Annotated in this window: 8 protein-coding genes and 3 pseudogenes; 5 read left to right on the top strand and 6 right to left on the bottom strand. The window is 57.5% G+C overall.

Annotated features, from left to right (window positions below; all coding sequences use genetic code 11):
- The 5 genes and pseudogenes from ABVQ20_RS39860 to ABVQ20_RS39840 all read left to right on the top strand — a co-directional run.
- Positions 1 to 103: pseudogene (locus ABVQ20_RS39860) on the top strand (IS5/IS1182 family transposase); the annotation flags it as partial.
- Between the two features lie 889 nt (positions 104 to 992).
- Positions 993 to 1,700: pseudogene (locus tag ABVQ20_RS39855) on the top strand (hypothetical protein).
- A gap of 455 nt (positions 1,701 to 2,155) precedes the next feature.
- Positions 2,156 to 6,031 carry a Druantia anti-phage system protein DruA gene (locus ABVQ20_RS39850; RefSeq protein ID WP_354465297.1) on the top strand — a complete coding sequence of 1,292 codons (3,876 nt, stop codon included), beginning with the start codon at positions 2,156 to 2,158 and terminating at the stop codon, positions 6,029 to 6,031.
- A 19-nt stretch (positions 6,032 to 6,050) separates the two neighbouring features.
- Positions 6,051 to 7,397, top strand: coding sequence for a hypothetical protein (locus ABVQ20_RS39845; RefSeq protein WP_354465295.1), 1,347 nt, complete (start codon positions 6,051 to 6,053; stop codon positions 7,395 to 7,397).
- Entirely contained in the window at positions 7,394 to 12,139 is a 4,746-nt protein-coding gene (locus ABVQ20_RS39840) for a putative type IV secretion/conjugal transfer ATPase (protein WP_354465294.1), read from the top strand. The genes ABVQ20_RS39845 and ABVQ20_RS39840 overlap by 4 nt, the downstream gene beginning before the upstream one ends.
- 97 nt (positions 12,140 to 12,236) lie before the next feature.
- Here the strand turns inward: ABVQ20_RS39840 and ABVQ20_RS39835 are convergent, their stop codons facing one another.
- The 6 genes and pseudogenes from ABVQ20_RS39835 to ABVQ20_RS39810 all read right to left on the bottom strand — a co-directional run.
- A complete protein-coding gene (locus tag ABVQ20_RS39835; RefSeq protein ID WP_354465292.1) occupies positions 12,237 to 13,850 on the bottom strand; it encodes a hypothetical protein in 1,614 nt (537 codons plus the stop codon).
- Positions 13,851 to 13,860: 10 nt separating this feature from the next.
- Positions 13,861 to 15,288 carry a hypothetical protein gene (locus ABVQ20_RS39830; RefSeq protein ID WP_354465290.1) on the bottom strand — a complete coding sequence of 476 codons (1,428 nt, stop codon included), beginning with the start codon at positions 15,286 to 15,288 and terminating at the stop codon, positions 13,861 to 13,863.
- A 467-nt stretch (positions 15,289 to 15,755) separates the two neighbouring features.
- Positions 15,756 to 16,208: an aspartate 1-decarboxylase gene (gene panD / locus ABVQ20_RS39825; RefSeq protein ID WP_354465288.1), complete on the bottom strand. Its 453-nt coding sequence runs from the start codon at positions 16,206 to 16,208 to the stop codon at positions 15,756 to 15,758.
- A 57-nt stretch (positions 16,209 to 16,265) separates the two neighbouring features.
- Positions 16,266 to 17,249 carry a 3-oxopimeloyl-[acyl-carrier-protein] synthase BioZ gene (gene bioZ / locus ABVQ20_RS39820; RefSeq protein WP_354465286.1) on the bottom strand — a complete coding sequence of 328 codons (984 nt, stop codon included), beginning with the start codon at positions 17,247 to 17,249 and terminating at the stop codon, positions 16,266 to 16,268.
- The gene (locus ABVQ20_RS39815) at positions 17,246 to 18,511 is read right to left on the bottom strand and encodes an adenosylmethionine--8-amino-7-oxononanoate transaminase (RefSeq protein WP_354465285.1); all 1,266 of its coding nucleotides are present in this window, start codon (positions 18,509 to 18,511) and stop codon (positions 17,246 to 17,248) included. The genes bioZ and ABVQ20_RS39815 overlap by 4 nt, the downstream gene beginning before the upstream one ends.
- A pseudogene (locus tag ABVQ20_RS39810) lies at positions 18,511 to 18,623 on the bottom strand (dethiobiotin synthase); the annotation flags it as partial. The gene ABVQ20_RS39815 and the pseudogene ABVQ20_RS39810, both read right to left, overlap by 1 nt.

Below are 18,623 nucleotides of genomic sequence, written 5' to 3'. Positions count from 1 at the left end.
GCGCCGCCTCGTGCGCGACTACGAGCAGCGCATCGACGTCTCTCAAGCCATGATCCTCGTCGCCATGGGCGGCAATCTCGTCCGAAGAAATGCTCATCCGTGAATTTCAAAACGGACTCTTAGAGCGAGGCTGGAATCCCTGCTGCGTGTTCGCGAGCGCGCGTGTCGGATGCGAACGACGGGAGAGGCATGGGCGCCCTCGTGGACAGACGACATGCAGTTCACGCGCGAAGTTGCAGACTACCTCTACCTCACGGTTCGAGGGTGCTGCGCCCGATCTGGAGGAAGGACAATCATCGCTAGGCGCGACAGAACGCGTGACACGCGCAAAACGCGCCGAATGAGCTCGTTGCCATAGGTCGGGATATCGACGTGCGCGCTCTAGCAAAGGGTGTAGACGTGACATCTTGAAACTAATTGACCTGCCTAATGCCCTGGCTGAGATGGATCCGGGCTCGATCTGCCCCGTGCAATAGCTTGCCAGTGCGTCCCAGGATCTGACTACATTTCAAACCGAACCGCTTTTTTGCCATCCACATTTCAGCAGCCGAGGCAGTTTGGCGCAAATCCCTCTCCGTCATGCATCATCCTTGCAAAGAGCATTGGAGGAGGGAATTCTGAAGTGAAGAATTGAAGTGCGATCCATGCCGCGCTTAAAAGGGTTCAATTGACCCTCATTGTCTTGTTCAGCCCATATGCTACGCGGCTAGAGAAGGACATCGAAACGGCTCGGCGGAAAGTGTAAAAAAGGGCTGCTGCAACAATGAGAAGCGTTGAAGCTTTCCGCGGAGATTTGCAGCGAGAGGCAACCGAGTGGCGCCGGCACCTCCATGAAAATCCCGAGCTTCAACGAAACTCACAGAAGCTTTACGCCGCAAATCGCTGACAATGGTTACGTTGACCACAAGGTCTGAGGTCACGCGCGGCTAGAAAAGCTAAAGCCGATTTACCCTCGGATCGCTGCACAGCACGCAACGGAGGGTCAACAGCCAATGGCAAGAACAGCGCTCATCCTGGTTGAAGGCCATCCAAGGGGTAATGGTCTGCTATACGTCAAAGCGGCCCAGCGTCTTGGTCTTCATCCAATTACCCTGTCGGCCGAACCAGCGGTACGACTATCTTGCGGCGGAAAGGATTGAAGCAATCCGTGTCGACACAGACAATCTCGATGCGCTGATCCACGAATGTTCCCAGCTGCGCGCGACCTATGACATTGCTGGCATTACCAGCCCTTGGCATCCGGTCCATGCGACAGTTGGCAAGCTCTGCCGATATTTCGATCTGCCGGGACCGAACCCCGCATCGATTGAACGGTGCTACGACAAATTCGCTCAACGTCAGCTCCTTGCGGCGATCTCATCACCGAGCACATCAAGCTTGTCATCGGCGATGAATGGAATTTGCGCAGAAGGCATTCGCACACTGCGGCCACGCGGATCCTGGTTCCTGATCGCGATGGCACCCTCGATTGGATCGGTGGCGACACTCGGGCGGCTGCTGTACCAGGCGTCGCCGAGGTATTCTATGTTGCACCCAAGACGCCGATCGTCAGGAAAGGCGATATCCGAGACTGCATCGGACATGTCATCGCCGCTTCACCCGGCTTTGCTGAGACCGAGGCGATACTTCAGCATGCCGTCGACCTGATTGATTGGTCGATCACACCATTTCCAACCTTAGCGAACAGGAAGACGATGTAGCTTTCGCCGGTTTGAGCTGAAGCCGTCACTCTAGGCCGCTTTTTTGAAGCCCCATTGCGCGTCCAGTATCGGATTGAGCTCTTTCGTTTGGGGAACCCTGCGATCTAGAGGGCATAAGCGCTGATGGCGCGGCGAGATAGCGCCTCCCATTCGGTGCAAGGCTTCGGACACTTGAGGGCTGTGCCGACCTTTTTGGGCAAAGAACCTTGCGTCTTCGCACCCTCCAACGGTTCGGCGGCCACAGCCACGATGTTTCGGTGAAAAGTTGCATTCGGACCTTTCGGTCCCGTTCCGGAGTCACTAAGGTGTGGATGCGGTGGTCTAACTGCCGCAATATCGCCAACAAGTTGGCGGTCGCCGGTCACGGCGCTCCCGGGGGGCTACGCGTCGAGTCGCAACCATCGGACTAGTGGAGTGAATTCGGCTGCCGTCTGGAGTCATGACGTGTTTCGCCGATGATAATTCCCCTAGACCCCAATCTCGAAGGACTCGCCGAAAAGCGCTTTTTCAGCGTGGCCCGGCAAATTTCTGATCGGCAGGAGGAGGGCAACTCCCGGCGGATCAGTGCGATTGTTGAGACCGAAGCCGCACGCGCGTCCTCTCTTCCGGAACTTAACGGCCAGACTGACAGATATGCGGCCTGCATCAGAGTGCTTGGCGATCTTGCACAGCTGCGATGGGCCCTTGTTGAGAGCGGCTACGGTTTGGAACTGCATTCGCCCAGACCGCAAGACGAGAGCGTCGTAACACCCGAGCAAGCTCGTGCGCGAAAGGATGCGATCCGCAAGGAACTTAGACCTCGGGTACAGCAACAATTTGAGGACAAAAGCGTCCGCGCATTTATCCGGCAAATGGAGCGCCCCTCAGTCTCCACCAAACATAGGTCAATCCGAACGCTCATTGCGGATGGAGCAGAGCTGCATTCCCGGCTCGAAGCCTCCCGGTCGCACCCAGCCGGTGGCCAGGCAAGATTCGACGCACTCAGCACGGCAGTCCGCCCGTATCTTCAGCTTGTCGAAGCCGGTGTCAGAGACGAGCAAACGGGAATCTTGCTTCAGGATATCTGGCGGTACTTTCGGTACACATGGTCGATCCCTCAAACTCCCATTCCCGGTCGCAAGCTTCTTTACGTTGTGCGGGACGCCGCACACCCTTCGCATGCCGTTATCGGCATCGCGGCCCTCAGCAATTGCGCCGTCCAAATGGTTCCACGGGATGCGCGCATCGGGTGGAGTACGCGTGGGCTAACGGTTGCTCTTACCGCTCTGTTCGCTCCGGCGAAGCGGCGGCGTGAGTTGGAGCGCACCGACCCCTTATTAGAGGTTCAGGGCCTCTATAATTGGCTGCGCCCCTCCCTGCCGACGAAGACAGATCCGAGGAACGAGAACAAAATTGCTATTTTGAAGTTGGTGCAAGAATGGCTCCTCAATGGAATTGACGAGGCTGTCGGCGAAATTGAGATAAGCGGTCTCATGACTGAAGAGGAAGTTAGGGCCCCGACTGACGCTGTCATCGACCGCCTGCGGCGCATGAGTCAGGAGTTTGCAGATCAGCGTCAGGTTGCCCTCTCGCAAGGCGACGACGATTCGTATGACCTGTCATTGCTCCACGATCCCTGGAGTGATGCGCCGGTCGGTGACGAAGTGCTGCAGCTTGAAGCAAAGCACACAACGAACAAACGTGTTCACGATTCTCGTCGCATGCTCGTGCGAAAGAAGCGTGCGTTCGAGCTTTCGCGTCTTCTTGATGCTCAGCGCGTGCTTCTGGCCTATCAGGGTTTGCTCTGCGATCCGGCCCGCGCGATCAGCGCACTTGAGAGCGAAGATATTCGGACGGCCGTGAATACCGCAATGAGCGCTGCGAAAAGCCGGCGAATTGGAACCAATATCCTCGAAATTACCACCTGCGGCGCCGTTGCCCCCTATAGCCACATGCTCGGCGGTAAGCTTGTGGCTTTAATGCTTCTGAGTCCCAAGATCGCCGCGGACTACAAGCAGCGCTACGGTTCCGAGCCAACCATCATACGTTCCCAACTTAAGAACGAGCCCGTTTCGCCGGACAGCACGCTGGTTTGGCTGGGCACAACCAGCCTTTTCTCCCATGGTAGCAGCCAATACGAAAGACTCCGATTGCCCGCGGGTGTCATATCCGACGAGCAGGCCGAGATTCGCTACAGTTATTTGGGCGCGACTTCTGGTTACGGTACGGTGCAATTTTCGGATGAGACGGTTCGCTCCGTCGAGGTCGTCATGCGGCAGCAGCGGGGATACAGGGATGTCAACGGTGTATTTGGCGAAGGGGCCAGCCCACGGCTTCGAAAGTTACGCTCGGGATTAGACGCACTTGGATTCAATTCTGGGTTAGTGCTGTTGCACCATCAGGAGCGCCGGATATATGGGGCTCCATTATTTCCCGGAGCAGGTTCCTATCTCTGTGGGCTTACTAAAACGGTGCCCAATTACGTTGAACACCCGGAGCGCTTCCTTGACGCAAGCGAAAAGATAGCCGATTTCTGGCGTCGGCGGTGGCTTGCCCAACGAATCGAGCATGACGCATCGTGGGAGGCTTTGGCCAGATCGGGTCCGTGGTTGCTCAGCTCACAATTGCCCATCCAGTCCGTCGATACCGGCTCTCTTCAATCGGAAGAAGTTCCGCCCAATGGAGGGACGCAGAGTCCGAGCGACGGCGACGAGCTTTCGCTCTGGCGCAAGTTGGCGCAAGCCGGTCCGAATGCAATTTCCGAAGGGCTAGGTGACGCTGATTTTGCGCGCCTTCATCTCAAGACAAAGCTTGAGGATCGACTTCTCGAAAGAGCACGCCAAGGATATTCAATCGTGCTTACCGGCAACGCTGGTGATGGCAAAACCCACCTTGCGCGGGCCATCCAGCAACGGTTGGGGACAGACGCGGCAAACTTTGACTTTGCTTTCGATGCAACCGCAATAATGACACGGGAGGACGGCGTCCGCCCAATCGTCGAGCGTTGGCGCCAAGCCCGTCACGCTGGCAAGGCTATGATTCTGGCCGTCAACCAATATCCGCTATACCGTTTGCGGCAAGAACTTCGCCGGGGTCTGCCCGACTTGTCTGTCGAGATCGAAAGGCAGTGGGGCGAACGCGTTGTCTACGGCCTAGAGCAGACCTCTATGAACTCTAGCGAGAAGTTGATCCTCGTCGATCTTTCGCTCCGCAACCCACTGTCGGTCGGCTTTGCCGGTCAAGCTCTGGACCGGATGCTGAACAGCCCCGCAATTCAGCGCTATGCCCAATCGGGCGTGGATTCGAATTTTTCATTCAACTATCGTCACTTATCAAACAAAGAAGTTCGCAGGCGCCTCTTGGCCCTGTTCAGTCGCGTGATATCAGCGGGCGGACGGGCGACAGTACGTGAGCTTTGGATATTATGTGCCAGGCTCTTATTCGGAAGCGCAGATGAACCCGAAACCGCCGGCGCCGAGCGCACATGGTATTCGGAAAGACTTTTCGAGCTCGATCCGCGCTTCCCCCTCACAGAATTGCTGAGACGTTTCGCCGACCCAGCCGGCGTGACCCATCCCCAGCTGGACAGGAAATTGGAGACGCCGAACGGCACGTATGCGGGTGATTGGCAGGTCGATGGAGAGCTTCCGGAGCCGATACCCGCACGGCTAGCCATGGCCGGATTGCGGGAACAGGGCCGTGACAAATACCGTAACCGCTTCGCGGCGATAAAGCGCAGATTCTATTTTGAACATGTCCAAGGGGGAGAGGAGAACGTCTTTTCGCTAGATGACAGCTCCCATGGTGCATTCCACCAGATCTTGAGCGATAGCGTCAGCGATGCCCTCCACCTTCAGAAGTTGATCGGCGCAATCAATCGATGCTATCTGCCCACTGAATTTGAAGGGATCCGCGAGAAGCTATTTCTGTGGGTCGGGCATAGGCTGGATGAGCAGCCAACCGCGAGCTATGTCGCCAATGAATCGATCCCTCGCAGCCGTCTTCGACTGAGACGCCCGAGCCCGCAGGCGGGACTATCGGATGTCTTTGACTATGCACCCGACCACCTGCTTCTCGGTGTTATGTCGCTAAACGGCGAGATGTCTGTCGAATTGTCGCTGCGGATCGATGCCGAGCTCTATGGGACACTGATGTCGATCGAGCAAGGCTTGCCTAGGCACCTCATAAATCCCGGCGAACTCAACAGGCTTGATTCCTTCATTGACCGTCTACGGGGAGCCGCGCCGGAGCAGAGTTTTGAGTTCCTCATTTACAACGCCGAGCACGTACTGCCTGCCGTCATACAGATGACGCCCGACTACGCGCGTTATGACGCAGTAAGACGGCTATAGACCGCGGACAGGGCATGCGATGAACAAACATACGGCACACCTGCAAGCCTTCGGCTATGAGCCCCTTCGTATGAAGCCGGCACATTTCGCTTCCGGCTTTTTCATAGCTTTGACGGGGAACGTTTTCGCAAATGAGCTTCTAAACCATGTAGCCGTCGTTAAGGCTAATAAAGGGCTTCTCGCTTCGTACCGGCCTGAAGCTGTGATGGAGACGTTAAAGACCAACGGACTGATTTCAACAACGATGCAGCAAGCGGCTGTCGAACTACTGCGAATTCAGGTCAATGGCATTGTCAATAACGATGACGCCATGTATCCGGCGTTCAAGCCTTATCGACCGAAAGGTAATGACTACACTTTCATTTCGCCTCGCGTTCTGACGATTGAAGATCGCACGGACGGGTATGCCGGATTTTTCACTGTTGCCGTGCTTGAAAAGACTGAAATTGGACGGTCGGTCCTAGAAGTTGGTCGTGTGCTTGCCGCCGAGCCGGCACGAACCCTAGAACATTTCATTGAGCCTTTGATCGGACAAGAGGTGGCGCGAGAAAAGGACCTCAAAACGCAGTACGAAGCGCGATTCGGGGAGCTGACGTCGGAAAGGCTCGATGCCATCGCCGCTTTAATGCACGCGGAAACAGCCGCGCTCGCGCGGATGTGCCAAAATGCAGCGAGGTATGGCCACTACAAAAGAGTGCGGTTCTATATCATCGGTCTCCTGGCATGGCTGATGAACTACATCGTTAAGACGGCTGCTGGAACTCAGGCTGCTGCGCCGCTCATGTTTTTTGACTTCTCTGGCTCAAAGGGCGAACGCACCCGCCTCCAGAGCAAAGCCTCCTACGCGCGACTTCGGGAGATCGTAGGCCAATCTTACCGGGAGTTCTCCGGGCTGGGGCGCTTCGCGCCCGATCCAATCGCAGGCCATCTGTTCAACAAGAGAAATAAACAGAACCAGGTTCTTGAGGACGATTTTGATTTTGCATTTCTGGAGACGCATTTTTCGGACCTCGCATTGAGGATGGGCTATGCGCAGCCCCGCGCGTCGCGCGTGAACGACAAGCATTTGGAGCTCCAGCCCGACACTCTGCGCGTTCTTATGCTTAGTGTACTGAATGAAGACCCTCATGACGCCTTGCCGTTCGATGATGTCTGCCGGCGCCTGACCGACGTATGGCGCGTCGTGATCGGGGGAAATGCCGACGATCTCCCGGCACTCAGAGAGCAGGGATACTTTGGCTTCGATGAGGAAGACCTGCGCGCCAATGCATCTGCGTTCGTTGATCGGTTGAAAAGTCTTAGCTTAGCGGTGGAGCCCTCCGATGGTCTCGTTCTCTGTTCGACCGAAGTCGGGAGCATACTTTGACCGCTGAACAATATATCGCGCAGGCGACCGCTCTCAGAGTTGCCACCGCAATCAATCGGGGCAGCCATCTCTTTTGCCAGGAATTGCCGCTGATGGACGTCGAGCGGTTCCTGCAACTCCTCGCAGGCATGAAGCTCAATCTCAAACTAGTGTCGCTCGCGCTGGTGGGATACCAGCTTACAGATGCCGACTTCCGCGCGCGCCTTAACAATCTTGGACTTGCGGTGGGCTACGCAACGACCGATTTGCATGTTGCAGCGGACTGGAGAAACAAACCGGTTGCGCATCCTTGCATCATAGCGCTGGCGGTTGGACGCCATCCAGGCGTGAGCACCTTGGCCCACTTCCCGCAGTCAACGGCCCGGGAACTGGCCGAGATCCTGATCGATTGGGCGCGGACATCGGATGCGGGCCTTATCGCCACGTCCCGGCAAAGGGATCTCCTCGACGCTCTATTGGAGGCCAGGGAGCTGGCCCCGCTTGTCTCACTGAGCGGCATTGCTGACTTTTTATCGGCATGGAAAGAAGCGCGTGCCGACAACGAACTCGATGCACCGAGACGTGCCCTTCCACGGCTTGGTCTTCTGCCCGATCGAAATCTCCTGAGTGCGGACCGCTCCGTTTCAGAAAGGATGTATAGCAATTTCGCTCTGACCAGGACTCTTTCCAGCATGGCTGGAAGCCGACTGGACGCGATCCGCCGGCGAGCCCGGAAAGATGCCGACACAGCGCGGCGAGATGAAGTCCTTATTATCCTCGCCCGCGTGGACGCCTTGCGCCGTACCGGAGACTCGGCATCTTACGGCGCGCTGGAGTTTGAGGATGCACAGAAACTCGTGAAGCCGGCTAAAGACGAGCCTCCGACCAATGAGCCGAGCACTCCGTCTCCCGATCAACCCCCAGAAGAGCCTGTTCCCGATGCTCCCGAGATAAGGGACGATACCGGGGTCGCCGCTGATGGTGGCTCCGCCCTGATTGACGGCGACGATAGTCGACTTGAAGAGATCGTCGCGGGAGTGGAAGCGGCGCTGGCGGACGCTCTGGATCAAGAGAGTGAAGAGGTAAAGGGAAGCTACGAAGTCGGTGGTGAAGAGCTTCCGTTTCAATTCCCTCTCGATCGCGGCTTCCTTACGTGGGTCCGCGCTTTCTGTAGCCCCGATTTTTGGGGTGGATACTACCGGACTGAAACCACGTCGTTTGAGGAGGCACTTGCGGACTATCGTCAGTGCGATCCGGCTCTGTTCCAGCCATGCACTTCAACGATCGCGCATGACGGAGAAACCTATGATCTTCGTTCGATTCTCCAGCCAATGCAGGTCGAACTGCAAAGAGCGGGTGCTTCCGCAGAAGATTTTTGCGGATTATGGGACCAAATCGTCGCCGCGAGGAACCTTGTTCTTTCTTCCTTGGACATTCTCGTTCAGCAACCAATGCTGGCGATTGCCGGAAAGGCAGAACTCGCCGGCGCAGTCGCCGAACTGGTTCGCGCCTGGGAGCGATTCTACGGCAAGCTCGCAGAGCACCACAACGCGATGCACGAAATTGATCACGCCTGGACCCGCACACTGTTCGAAGCGGTTGCGGTGCTTGATGTCGTCCAGATTGAAACGCGGGTCGATGCTGACACAAGTTCATGGAAGGCCGTGCTCCTCCCGACACATCCGCTCCATCTTTGGCGCTACGAAAGAATGGCGTCGCTTGCGCGCGGTTTGAAGCTTGAAGGAAGCGACCGGGAGGCCGTACTTGCTGAACTCGAAAGGCCCGAGCACTATCTTGGTGTTCTCTATCTAACGAGCTTTCCCGAGGGGCGCGGCGGAAGCCGCCCGCTACCGGTTGCCCGCAATTATCGCGGTCTCGCCGTTTTTGAAAACTTCAAAAACGCGTACAGTGGATTGGAAGGAGTAGAGGCTCTCCAGCGCTGCATCCGGCAATTCGCATTGATCTATGTGAATCACACCCAGCCCTTGCGCATCGCTTTGCTGAATCCGCCGGATGCCAGCCGTTTACTTGTCCGCTTGCTGGATGCCCTCCAGTTGCCGCGCGGGGCAAATACCACTCTGCTAATAGATGTCTACGCTACGCCCGATCATAAAAATCGCCTGCGGGATGCGCGGCGGCTTTCGATGACCGAGCGGGACCAGCTGGAAGAACATATCCGCAATGGGCGGTTGCGGCTGAGGGTTCATGATGAGTTGCTTCCGCTGGACGAGCGCTTAAAGCGGTTTCGTGATGCGCCTGTTCACATCGTGGCGGTCTTCGACGAGGCCACAACCGCGATGCGACGGACGCCGGGCGGGACGAATCTTTTACCGATGAGCCCGTTCGCGGTTCGTCGCCGTATCGAATTTCAGGGCATCAAGAAGAAAGTCGAGCTTCAGCCATCGGCAGAAGAGACCGTATTTCGATCGTTCTACGACATGGTCGCTAAGCTCGAAGGAGCGGCGAAGGGTGGAACACCCCAGGCCTCAGCCGACGCCGAGCGGATGCGGCACCATATCGAGGAAGTTCTACTCGACGAAAACCCCGGTGCGTTCTGGTTCTTTTTTGCAGATCGAGCACTGCCGTCTCCGGGCGGGATACGGGCGGCTCGCATACTTGAGCGCCAGGGACGGCACCGCCGTGCTGTTTGCTACGACGCCAGTTATGAAAGGCTGGCGCTTCTGCTGCGCGTGCCCTTAGATCAGTTCAATTTGCGTTTTCCACCCGAAGAATTGGAGGAGCTGCTTCAAGAAGGGGTGGCCCTCATCGGCGACGGTTTAGTCGACCTTTTGAAGCCGGACGGTCAACCGGACACAGCAAGGGTTCGCGGGTTGGCCGGAACACTGATCGCCGCGCGCGACTACAAGGATCGTCATCCGGACTCGCTGCTCGTTTCGGTCGATAGCGAACTGGCCCGGCTTTGGCTCCGTCTCTCCAGGCACGGCGAACGATGCGACCTCCTGGCGCTGCGAAATGACGGCGATGACCTCGTCGTCGAAGTCATCGAGGTGAAGACGTGCGGAACAGGCGCAGAAGTTGCTCGCGCAGAAATTGACAAAGCCCGCAGCCAACTTTCCGCGACCTTGGAAGCCGTTCGCTCCGGTCTTCAAGAAGATGAGGAGGTGCCGGAGCGGTCACCGCTCGCCGCACCCCGGCAAGAGATGCTCAAAGAAGTCTTCGTTCATGGTTGCCAATCGCTGACGGCGCTACCTGCCGATCGGGAGCGTTGGGCCGAATGGCTGAAAGCCCTGTTTGGCGAAGGCGCCGCGTCCGGGGCGTCGAGACTTCGTGGAATCGTGTATGCGATCGAGCTTGGGCATAACAGTCCGCCAGATGAGTCTGCTGTAGTTGATGAGCCGTTTACTGTTTTGGTGCGGCGTATCCGGGAAACCCGAATACAGGAGCTTATTTCATCGCGCCGAAGTCCCGGCCAAAGCGGCGGCGATTCGGGTTCTGACCGCGAACCGCCTGTGCCCCCCGCAAAGCCGATCAAGCCGTCCTTTGATAGTCCCCGACCGGTTCTCGGTGGCGTCCGGGCGGTAGTCGCGCCCACACGAAATGCTTCCGCGATTCCACCGGATGCTCCATTGGCAAAACCGGCCTTCGACGGGCTGACCAAATCGCAAGGCATCCGTTTTTGCGTCGGCGAGAGCTCCGGCATAGGGACACCGCAGAACTATTACTTTCATCCCAGCAATACGAAGCTAAACCAGCTTAACATCGGGATAGTGGGCGATTTGGGTACTGGCAAAACGCAGCTCACCAAGGCGCTAATTTATCAACTAACCCGCGCAGCGGAGCAGAACCGCGGACACGCCCCGAAGTTTCTGATCTTCGACTACAAGCGAGATTATACGAAGCCGGATTTCGTGGACGCGGTTGGCGCGCGGGTTGTGAAGCCGCACCATATTCCACTTAACCTGTTCGATCTTGGCGCGACCGGCGATCACACTATCGGCGCGCGGCTTGGGCGCGTAAAATTCCTGAACGACGTGTTGCAAAAGATTTACGGCGGCATAGGTCCACGCCAGCGTAATCATCTCAAAACTGCGGTGCTGCAAGCCTATGAAAGCGCTTCCGGCGGGACTCCAACCCTCCGGGATGTCTTGGTGGAGTATGAGGCAATCGTCGGTGACAAAATCGACGCGCCCTATAGCATCCTGTCGGATTTGGCTGATCTTGAGATCTTTGTTCCGAATGCAGCGGACGCGATTACCTTCCGCGAATTTTTCAACGGCGTCGTTGTGATCGACCTGGCGGCACTTGGAATTGGTGAAAAAGAGCGAAACATGCTTCTCGTGATGTTCCTCAATCTCTTTTACGAATACATGCAGGGGCTGGAGAAAAGACCTTACATTGGTGAAACACCACAGCTTCGCTTTATTGACTCGATGCTGCTCGTGGATGAGGCCGACAACATCATGAAATTTAATTTTGACGTTTTAAGACAGATCTTACTCCAAGGGCGTGAGTTCGGTGTCGGCGTCCTTCTGGCATCCCAATACCTATCTCACTTCAAAACAAGAGAAACCGACTATGCAGAACCCTTACTAACTTGGTTTTTGCACAAGGTTCCGAACGTGACTGTGCGCGAGTTGGATGCGATCGGTCTCAGCAACGTCGGACCGTCCATGATCGATCGGGTGAAATCGCTGGATGTGCACCAGTGTTTGTTCAAGACGCTCGATGTACCCGGGCGATTCATGAGAGGTACCCCGTTTTACGAGCTTCTCAACGATCCCCTAAGACGCAATTACGGTTAGGTATCGCGCCGAGGCGCGATACCTAAGTAGGGTGCGTTAGGAAGGGTTGGGCCGTTGTGGGGTTTCGAACGCCGTTAAAGTTCACCGACGCGGACGCCTAAGATTTGTAAGCGGGTATCATCTGGCGCTTCGGCGCCGCTGTTAGGCCTGCTGCAACGTTAGACCGCTGTTCGGGTAGCTCGGGCAGGGAACCGCCAAGGGCCACAGCGATTTGCGAATATGCATCGACGAGCTCCGGGTTTGTCTCCCTAACGCCGTCCGCGATCAAGTCCCGCTTCGTGAAGACAACATGCTTCCCTTCGAAGTCCGCGCCATTCTCAATAAGGTCTTTGAACAGTGGAAGCGATGATCCACCTCCGGTGGCCACCAAGTTAATGCGGGTTGCGTCGCCGGCGACAACGGAGGCCGATTCCGCAATCATCGCCACAATTGACTTGGTGAAATTCACGACAGGATCGTAGGCTAGGAAATCCTCGAGCCGTATCGTAACGATCTCGTCGGTAGGCAGCTCGATCAAAACGCTACCGGTCTTGAAGAGCTGTTCTTTATAAGCGCGCTTGCTGCGCCTAAGTGCGAGAGATGCCGCTCTATGCTCTTCGGTATTTGCAACCAGACCGGTTTTCTCAAGAACCATTTTCAATAGGATGTTGTCGAGGAGATTGCCGGCCATGTTTTTGGCGTCGGCCGCTCCGGTGATCTCGAACAGACCCATCCGATCGCGTTCCGGATTGTTCACGCAGATGAACCCGGCAACGTCGGTCGTTCCAGCGCCAACGTCGACTATCAGAAAGCTCTCGCGCGAGCTTTCCCGCGTAGCAAGCAACGCACCGGCGCCGGCGGCCGTCGCCTCTCTGACGGGCTGTTCGATAAGGATAAGCGGCAGCAATTGCTGGTTTACGGCTTTCAGGCTGTCAAGCAACACTCGCGCGTCGCCGACTGAGATATTTCCAACAAAGTCGGCGCTTGCGGACCGCGCAAGCACGATTGCTTCAGCCATAAGCAATCGCATCTCGTTTTCATTCTTTCCTTTCGATGCATCCTTCCAAGCAGGGTGAGTAAATCGCCGGCGGACATTCGCAGAAATTCCCTTCTCGGCCAGAGCTTGTTCGGTGATCGTCATGAGGTGGGCTAGGTACATGACTAAGATATCACGCTTGGAGAAGCGCTGATCAGAATCCTGAAGGACTTCCATTCGCGCGGCGCCCAATGTTGAGACATCGCTATGAAGCGTAATGAACTGTTTGATGGAGTCTATGAGACGGTCCGCCGATGAATGGGTGTCGTCCATCCGTTTGCGAGCCTGAGGACCGAAGTAGATCCGGCCCTCGTCGATGAAAAGCTCTGACTGCGAGGTCAGTCTCGAACCCGTGCTGCCATCGCCAATCGGGAGGTCCACCAGTTCCGGTCGACCATTACCGTGATCGACGCTCGCAAAGGCTTTCGAGAAAGAGGTACCGAAATCTACACAAAGCAACGCATTTCTCGGAATATCGTCCTCCGCTACTCTATCGATTCTAAGCTGCGCAGACGCCTTCGGGGCGGAGACTGCCGTCAACGAGGACGGTGGCCGCGACGCTGGAGCCAAGGTATCGCTATCGAGTAAAATGCGGAGGGCTTCAACTTCGCGGGTGGTCAGAAATGTCTTTTCCGTCGACGTGGAAGCGCGTTCCAACAAGTTATTGAGTAAGTCTTTGGCACGATCTTGGTCCAATGTTCCCCCTTCAGGCTTTTTCGACAATCGCCTTGAACAGCATATAAGATGGTCGACCACTAGGCGAACGTATTATCCCCGAAGCAGAAATACGAACTAGAGCCAAACGGGCTACCGGAGCAGTGGCTTCATGCACCGCAGGATCAAATTCGACTATCTCACCCCGTTGGCCGAAAACCTCAAGCCTGCGTCTGCCCGCCAACGCATTTGTCCATTGTTCGACCAAGTCAAAGCGGTCCGCGACCGACTTAAGTGTACCGGCGTAGCCAGGCTCAAAAGCCTCCACCGCATCCGCAATAACCCGAAGCATGGGTGAACCCGCTTCCTTCGCTTGGATCGCCAGAAGGAGCCGCCCGATCATTTCGTCCGTCTCTCTCTGGTTTAGCTCTTGGACCGCATCGTTTGACCTGACTTGTTCGAGTGTTTTGCCGGTCGCCAGCCAATGCGATATGTATGGCGGGAGGCTCGGATTGCTATTTGCAATATGCTCGCCAGCAAAATTCACCCGCTCTTGACCCAATGCGGTCACAAGCGACTGTCGGAGTTCCTTGTCCTGAACACCCTGCCTTGCGAGAATATGCATGCCACCGAATGCGAGTTGCGTTATTCGGTGCACCTTGTTTTCGACAGCATCTGGAGGTCTACCTGGGCGCCACCAGCCTCGAATCCTGCCGACTGCGCGATAAATATCTGGGTCGAAGAGGGTATCAAACCGGAGCCGAAGGATCTGGATGACAAGGTCTAGTACGGTACCGGCAGCTTCTTCGCGCAGTCTTGATGACTCCGCTCCCTTACCGCCTCCTGCCTGAAGGACGAGTTCCGAGAACGCCTGCCCAAATCCTGGGCCGGTTGGAACATCCGCTGTCAGCAGGGTCGAAGACAGGGCGTCGCAGATACGCATTAGTTTGCGATAGGCGGTATCTGCAGGGTCTTCAATTTCAGCCAACTGTTTTGCTAGTGCGTCGGCTGTTATCTGCAGCGCCACGGTCAGCGTTTCGGCACGACTTACAGCTAAGTTGGCCCAGACTTCCCTCGAAGCCTTCTCGACGACCTCTGCACGCGCAAGCTCGATCGCGGAGTACGTCGACACCCACGACGCATGAGATACTGACACGCCTTTAGCCAGATAATATCGATCGTCGGCGTTGCCCCAAGTTCCCGTCGGGGGAAGGGGCGTCCGAAGTCCGCGTGCTAGAAGACCCTGGACAGCTAGCGCGATTGGTTTCGAGACCTCCCCCGCCTTACCGAGCATGGCGACTGCCTCAAGTTGGTGCGCAGGTTCGCTTTCATCAGTGATGCTCAAGCCAAGGATGTCTAGGGCGTTCTCAATCTCCGGTTGGGCAAGGCGTTCCTTACGAAAACTGCGGGTATCGATGAGACCCTTTATTATGGCGAGCGCTTGTTCGAAGGAAGCCGATGGCCCTTCAGATTGGTTCATTCTCGATTCTGACATTGGAAACCTTGATTAGCAAAGCGCATAGGAGAGACTAGCGCGAGCGTGGTCGATCAGCCATCTCTTTGACAATTGACGGTAGCGCGATTCTTGCCAGCGTCGGTTACCACAAACCTTTTCAAAAAGTTACATAGAAGATTTAGGGCTGGCTGGTTCAGCAAGAGTGGTACCGTCGCGTATTTTGATAGTGGCCATGGTCAGGCAAGCCCGCCGGGCCAATGGCGACAGAATGAGAGGAGGGGGCACGTCGTTTGGAGATGAAGTTCCACGCGCCTCCCGAAGAGCGCGCCGTTTCGGGATTGAACGATAGGTTGAACTCGTCCTCCAGCGGAACTCGAAGCGCGCGGGAAAGGGCATTATCCCTGACTTTCGGCGCCGGATAACGCTTCGTCAGGTCGGCGGCAGCGCAGCTATGACTCCAGCGGAAATCTCGCGCATGCGTAGGGGACAAGTCACGCCCCGGAGACTAGAGCAGGGATGACCAAAGCCTCATTCGCCTCATCGAGGATCGAGAAACTGTAGCGGCCGTGCGCGTCGAGATCGACTGAGTAGCTCAGGCGGTCGAGTATGTGGTTGTCCTGGTCGAACGTGACGATCCTTGGCTTCAGCGCGGTGATGTGTGCTTCGTTGAGGTAGATTGAGTTGCAGACAATAATCGGGTCGTCGGGCTGGCAGGTGCGGGCGGCAGCACCATTGAGGATGCAGCATCGTGAGCCACGCTCGCCGAGAATGACATAGGTCGAAATCCGCGCACCGGAATTCTTGTTCCATATCTCCACGAACTCCATGGGCAGGATCCCGGCTGCCTCGCAGTGGTCGGGGTCTAGTGTTATCGAACCATGGTAATTGAGGTTTGCTTCGGTGACATGGATGCCGTGCAGCTTGCCGGCGACTATTTTTCGCATTGGTTCTGTTGTCCCTTTCCATTGTTCTTGGACCAGTCTTTGGTGGCCACTGTTCAGCTAAAATCCAACGACCAGCGCGCCGCCGCTGAGACCGGCACCCGCCGCCGCCAGCAGGATTTTCTCGCCCGGCCGAAACGGCTCCGTCCGATGGGCCAGCGACAGAGAGAGCGGGATGGTCGCGGCGGAAGAGTTGCCGTAGTCGGCAATCGTCTTCACGATTGCTTGATCTGCTATGCCGAGGTTCCTGCCGACCGCATCGAAAATACGGGCATTGGCCTGATGTGGCACGAACCGGCCGACATCCTGTGGTCGCACTCCGGCAGCGGCAAGCGCGCTTATCGAGCAATTGGTCATCATCTCGACAGCCTTGGCGAACACTTCGCGTCCGTCGGTCATCGTCATTCGGGTTTGCCCGAGATCCAGGCCACTTTGGAACGGGATGTTGCTTCCTCCCGCCGGAATCTGGATCAGCCCGTAGCGCGAGCCGTCGGAATCCACCGAAGCGCCGAGAATGCCCTGATGGGGGTCCTCGCAAGGACCAATCACCAGGGCGCCGGCGGCATCGGCGAAAAGGACTGAGCTTGCGCGCTCGGCCGGATTGATGCGACGGCTGAGGATGTTGGCCGCGATGACAAGGCTCGCTTTGCCGTGCAGGCGAGTGAACCCGTCGGCGAACATCAGCGCATAGATGAAGCCGGCGCAGGCGCCGGTCAGATCGACCGCGCCTGCGCGACCAAGGCCGAGCTTGTGCGCGACCAGGGGTGCACTGGGTGGCAGAAGGTGGTCGGGCGTCGAGGTGGCAAGCAACAGCAGCCCGATGTCGCCGCGGTCAATACCGGCATTCGCCAGCGCCATGTCGCCAGCCTCCGTGGCAAGACCAGACAGCGTATCTTCGTCAGTTGCCCAGAAGCGGGTGCGGATTCCGGTGCGCCGCTCGATCCAGCCTGGCTCGAGGCCGAGATTGCTCTCGATCTCGGCATTCGCCACCTTGCGCCCAGGCGCGTGATGGCCAAACCCGAGAATGCGCGACGACTTGCTCATGGTCTCGAGCCGAAGCGTTCGCCGGCCTCCTCCATGGCGTCATAGAGACCGTCCAGTTCCTCGCTGGTGATGCAATAGGGCGGCAGAAGATAGAGGACATTGCCGAGCGGACGCACCAGCAACCCACGCTCGAGGAAAAAGGCGCGCAGCTTTGGCCCGATCTCGGCCAGATAGCCAGCAGAGCCGGTGCGCAGGTCGAGAGCCGCGATCGTGCCGGTCGCCCGGCTGTCGGCGAAGTAGGGATTGTCGCCAAAGCGCCGAAGTCCGGCGGCCTGCTTTGCACTCAGGGCCGCGACCCGCTCGGCTACCGGCTCGTCGCGCCAGATCTCGACATTGGCGAATGCGGCCGCGCAGGCAATCGGATTGGCTGTGTAGGAACTCGAGTGGAAGAAGGTCTTCTTGCGGTCGTCGGAAAAATGGGCCCGGAAGATGGTGTCGGTGGCAAGCGTCGCCGCCAGCGGGATCGCGCCTCCGGTCAAGCCCTTCGAGGTGCACAGGATGTCCGGAGAGATGGATGCCTGCTCGCAGGCGAACATGGTTCCGGTGCGGCCCCAGCCGGTCATCACCTCGTCGGCGATCAGCAGCGTGCCCGAAGCTTCGGCGATCTTCTTCAGTTCGGTCAGAACCGAGGCCGGATACATTAGCATACCGCCGGCGCCAAGCACCAGCGGCTCGACGATCAGCGCGGCGGCGTGCCGGTCGCGGCTGACGGCCTCGAACCGATCCAGTGTTTCCTGCTCGCGCCCGGCGGCCGGGAAGGGGATGGTATCGACCTCGAACAGCAACGGCTCGTAGGCAGCGTTGAACACACCGCGGGCGCCGACGCTCATCGTGCCGATGGTGTCGCCATGATAGCTGTGCTCCATGACCACGATGCGCGAACGCGGCGCGCCGATGTTGCGGAAATAGCCGAGCGCCATCTTCAGCGCGACTTCGACTGAGGTCGAGCCGCTGTCGGAATAGAACACCCAGTCAAGGCCGGGCGGAGCGAGGTCGACAAGCGCCCTGGCTAGACGTTCGGCTGGCTCGTGCGTGAAGCCGGCGAAGATGATCTGGTCGAGAGCCGACGCGGTCGTCTCGATCGCCTTCATGATGCGGGGATGGCGGTGACCATGCGTGACGACCCACCAGGAGGAAATGGCATCCAGGACGCGAGAGCCGTCGGCCTTGTGGAGATAGGCGCCTTCCGTCAAGACGATTTCTGGAATCGCCGGCTCGAGCGCGTGCTGGGTGAAGGGGTGCCAAACCTGGGACTGCGACATCATTCGCCTCCGGCAATCAAAGCGAGGTCGAAGCCGGCAATCATCGCTTCCCTTAGTGCTTTGGGCGTCAGCGGATCGAGGCGCGGCAGCCTGCCGAGCTGCGGCACACCGC

The organism is Mesorhizobium shangrilense (genome assembly GCF_040537815.1).
Classification (GTDB): Bacteria; Pseudomonadota; Alphaproteobacteria; order Rhizobiales; family Rhizobiaceae; genus Mesorhizobium; species Mesorhizobium shangrilense.
This window is presented reverse-complemented; position numbering and strand designations above follow the sequence as displayed.

What these genes read in the sequence shown, in the direction of transcription:
- ABVQ20_RS39850 (WP_354465297.1), top strand. Translation starts at nt 2,156, where the DNA reads ATGATAATTCCCCTAGACCCCAATCTCGAAGGACTCGCCGAAAAGCGC.
- ABVQ20_RS39845 (WP_354465295.1), top strand. Translation starts at nt 6,051, where the DNA reads ATGAACAAACATACGGCACACCTGCAAGCCTTCGGCTATGAGCCCCTT.
- ABVQ20_RS39830 (WP_354465290.1), bottom strand. Translation starts at nt 15,288, where the DNA reads ATGAACCAATCTGAAGGGCCATCGGCTTCCTTCGAACAAGCGCTCGCC.
- panD (WP_354465288.1), bottom strand. Translation starts at nt 16,208, where the DNA reads ATGCGAAAAATAGTCGCCGGCAAGCTGCACGGCATCCATGTCACCGAA.
- bioZ (WP_354465286.1), bottom strand. Translation starts at nt 17,249, where the DNA reads ATGAGCAAGTCGTCGCGCATTCTCGGGTTTGGCCATCACGCGCCTGGG.
- ABVQ20_RS39815 (WP_354465285.1), bottom strand. Translation starts at nt 18,511, where the DNA reads ATGTCGCAGTCCCAGGTTTGGCACCCCTTCACCCAGCACGCGCTCGAG.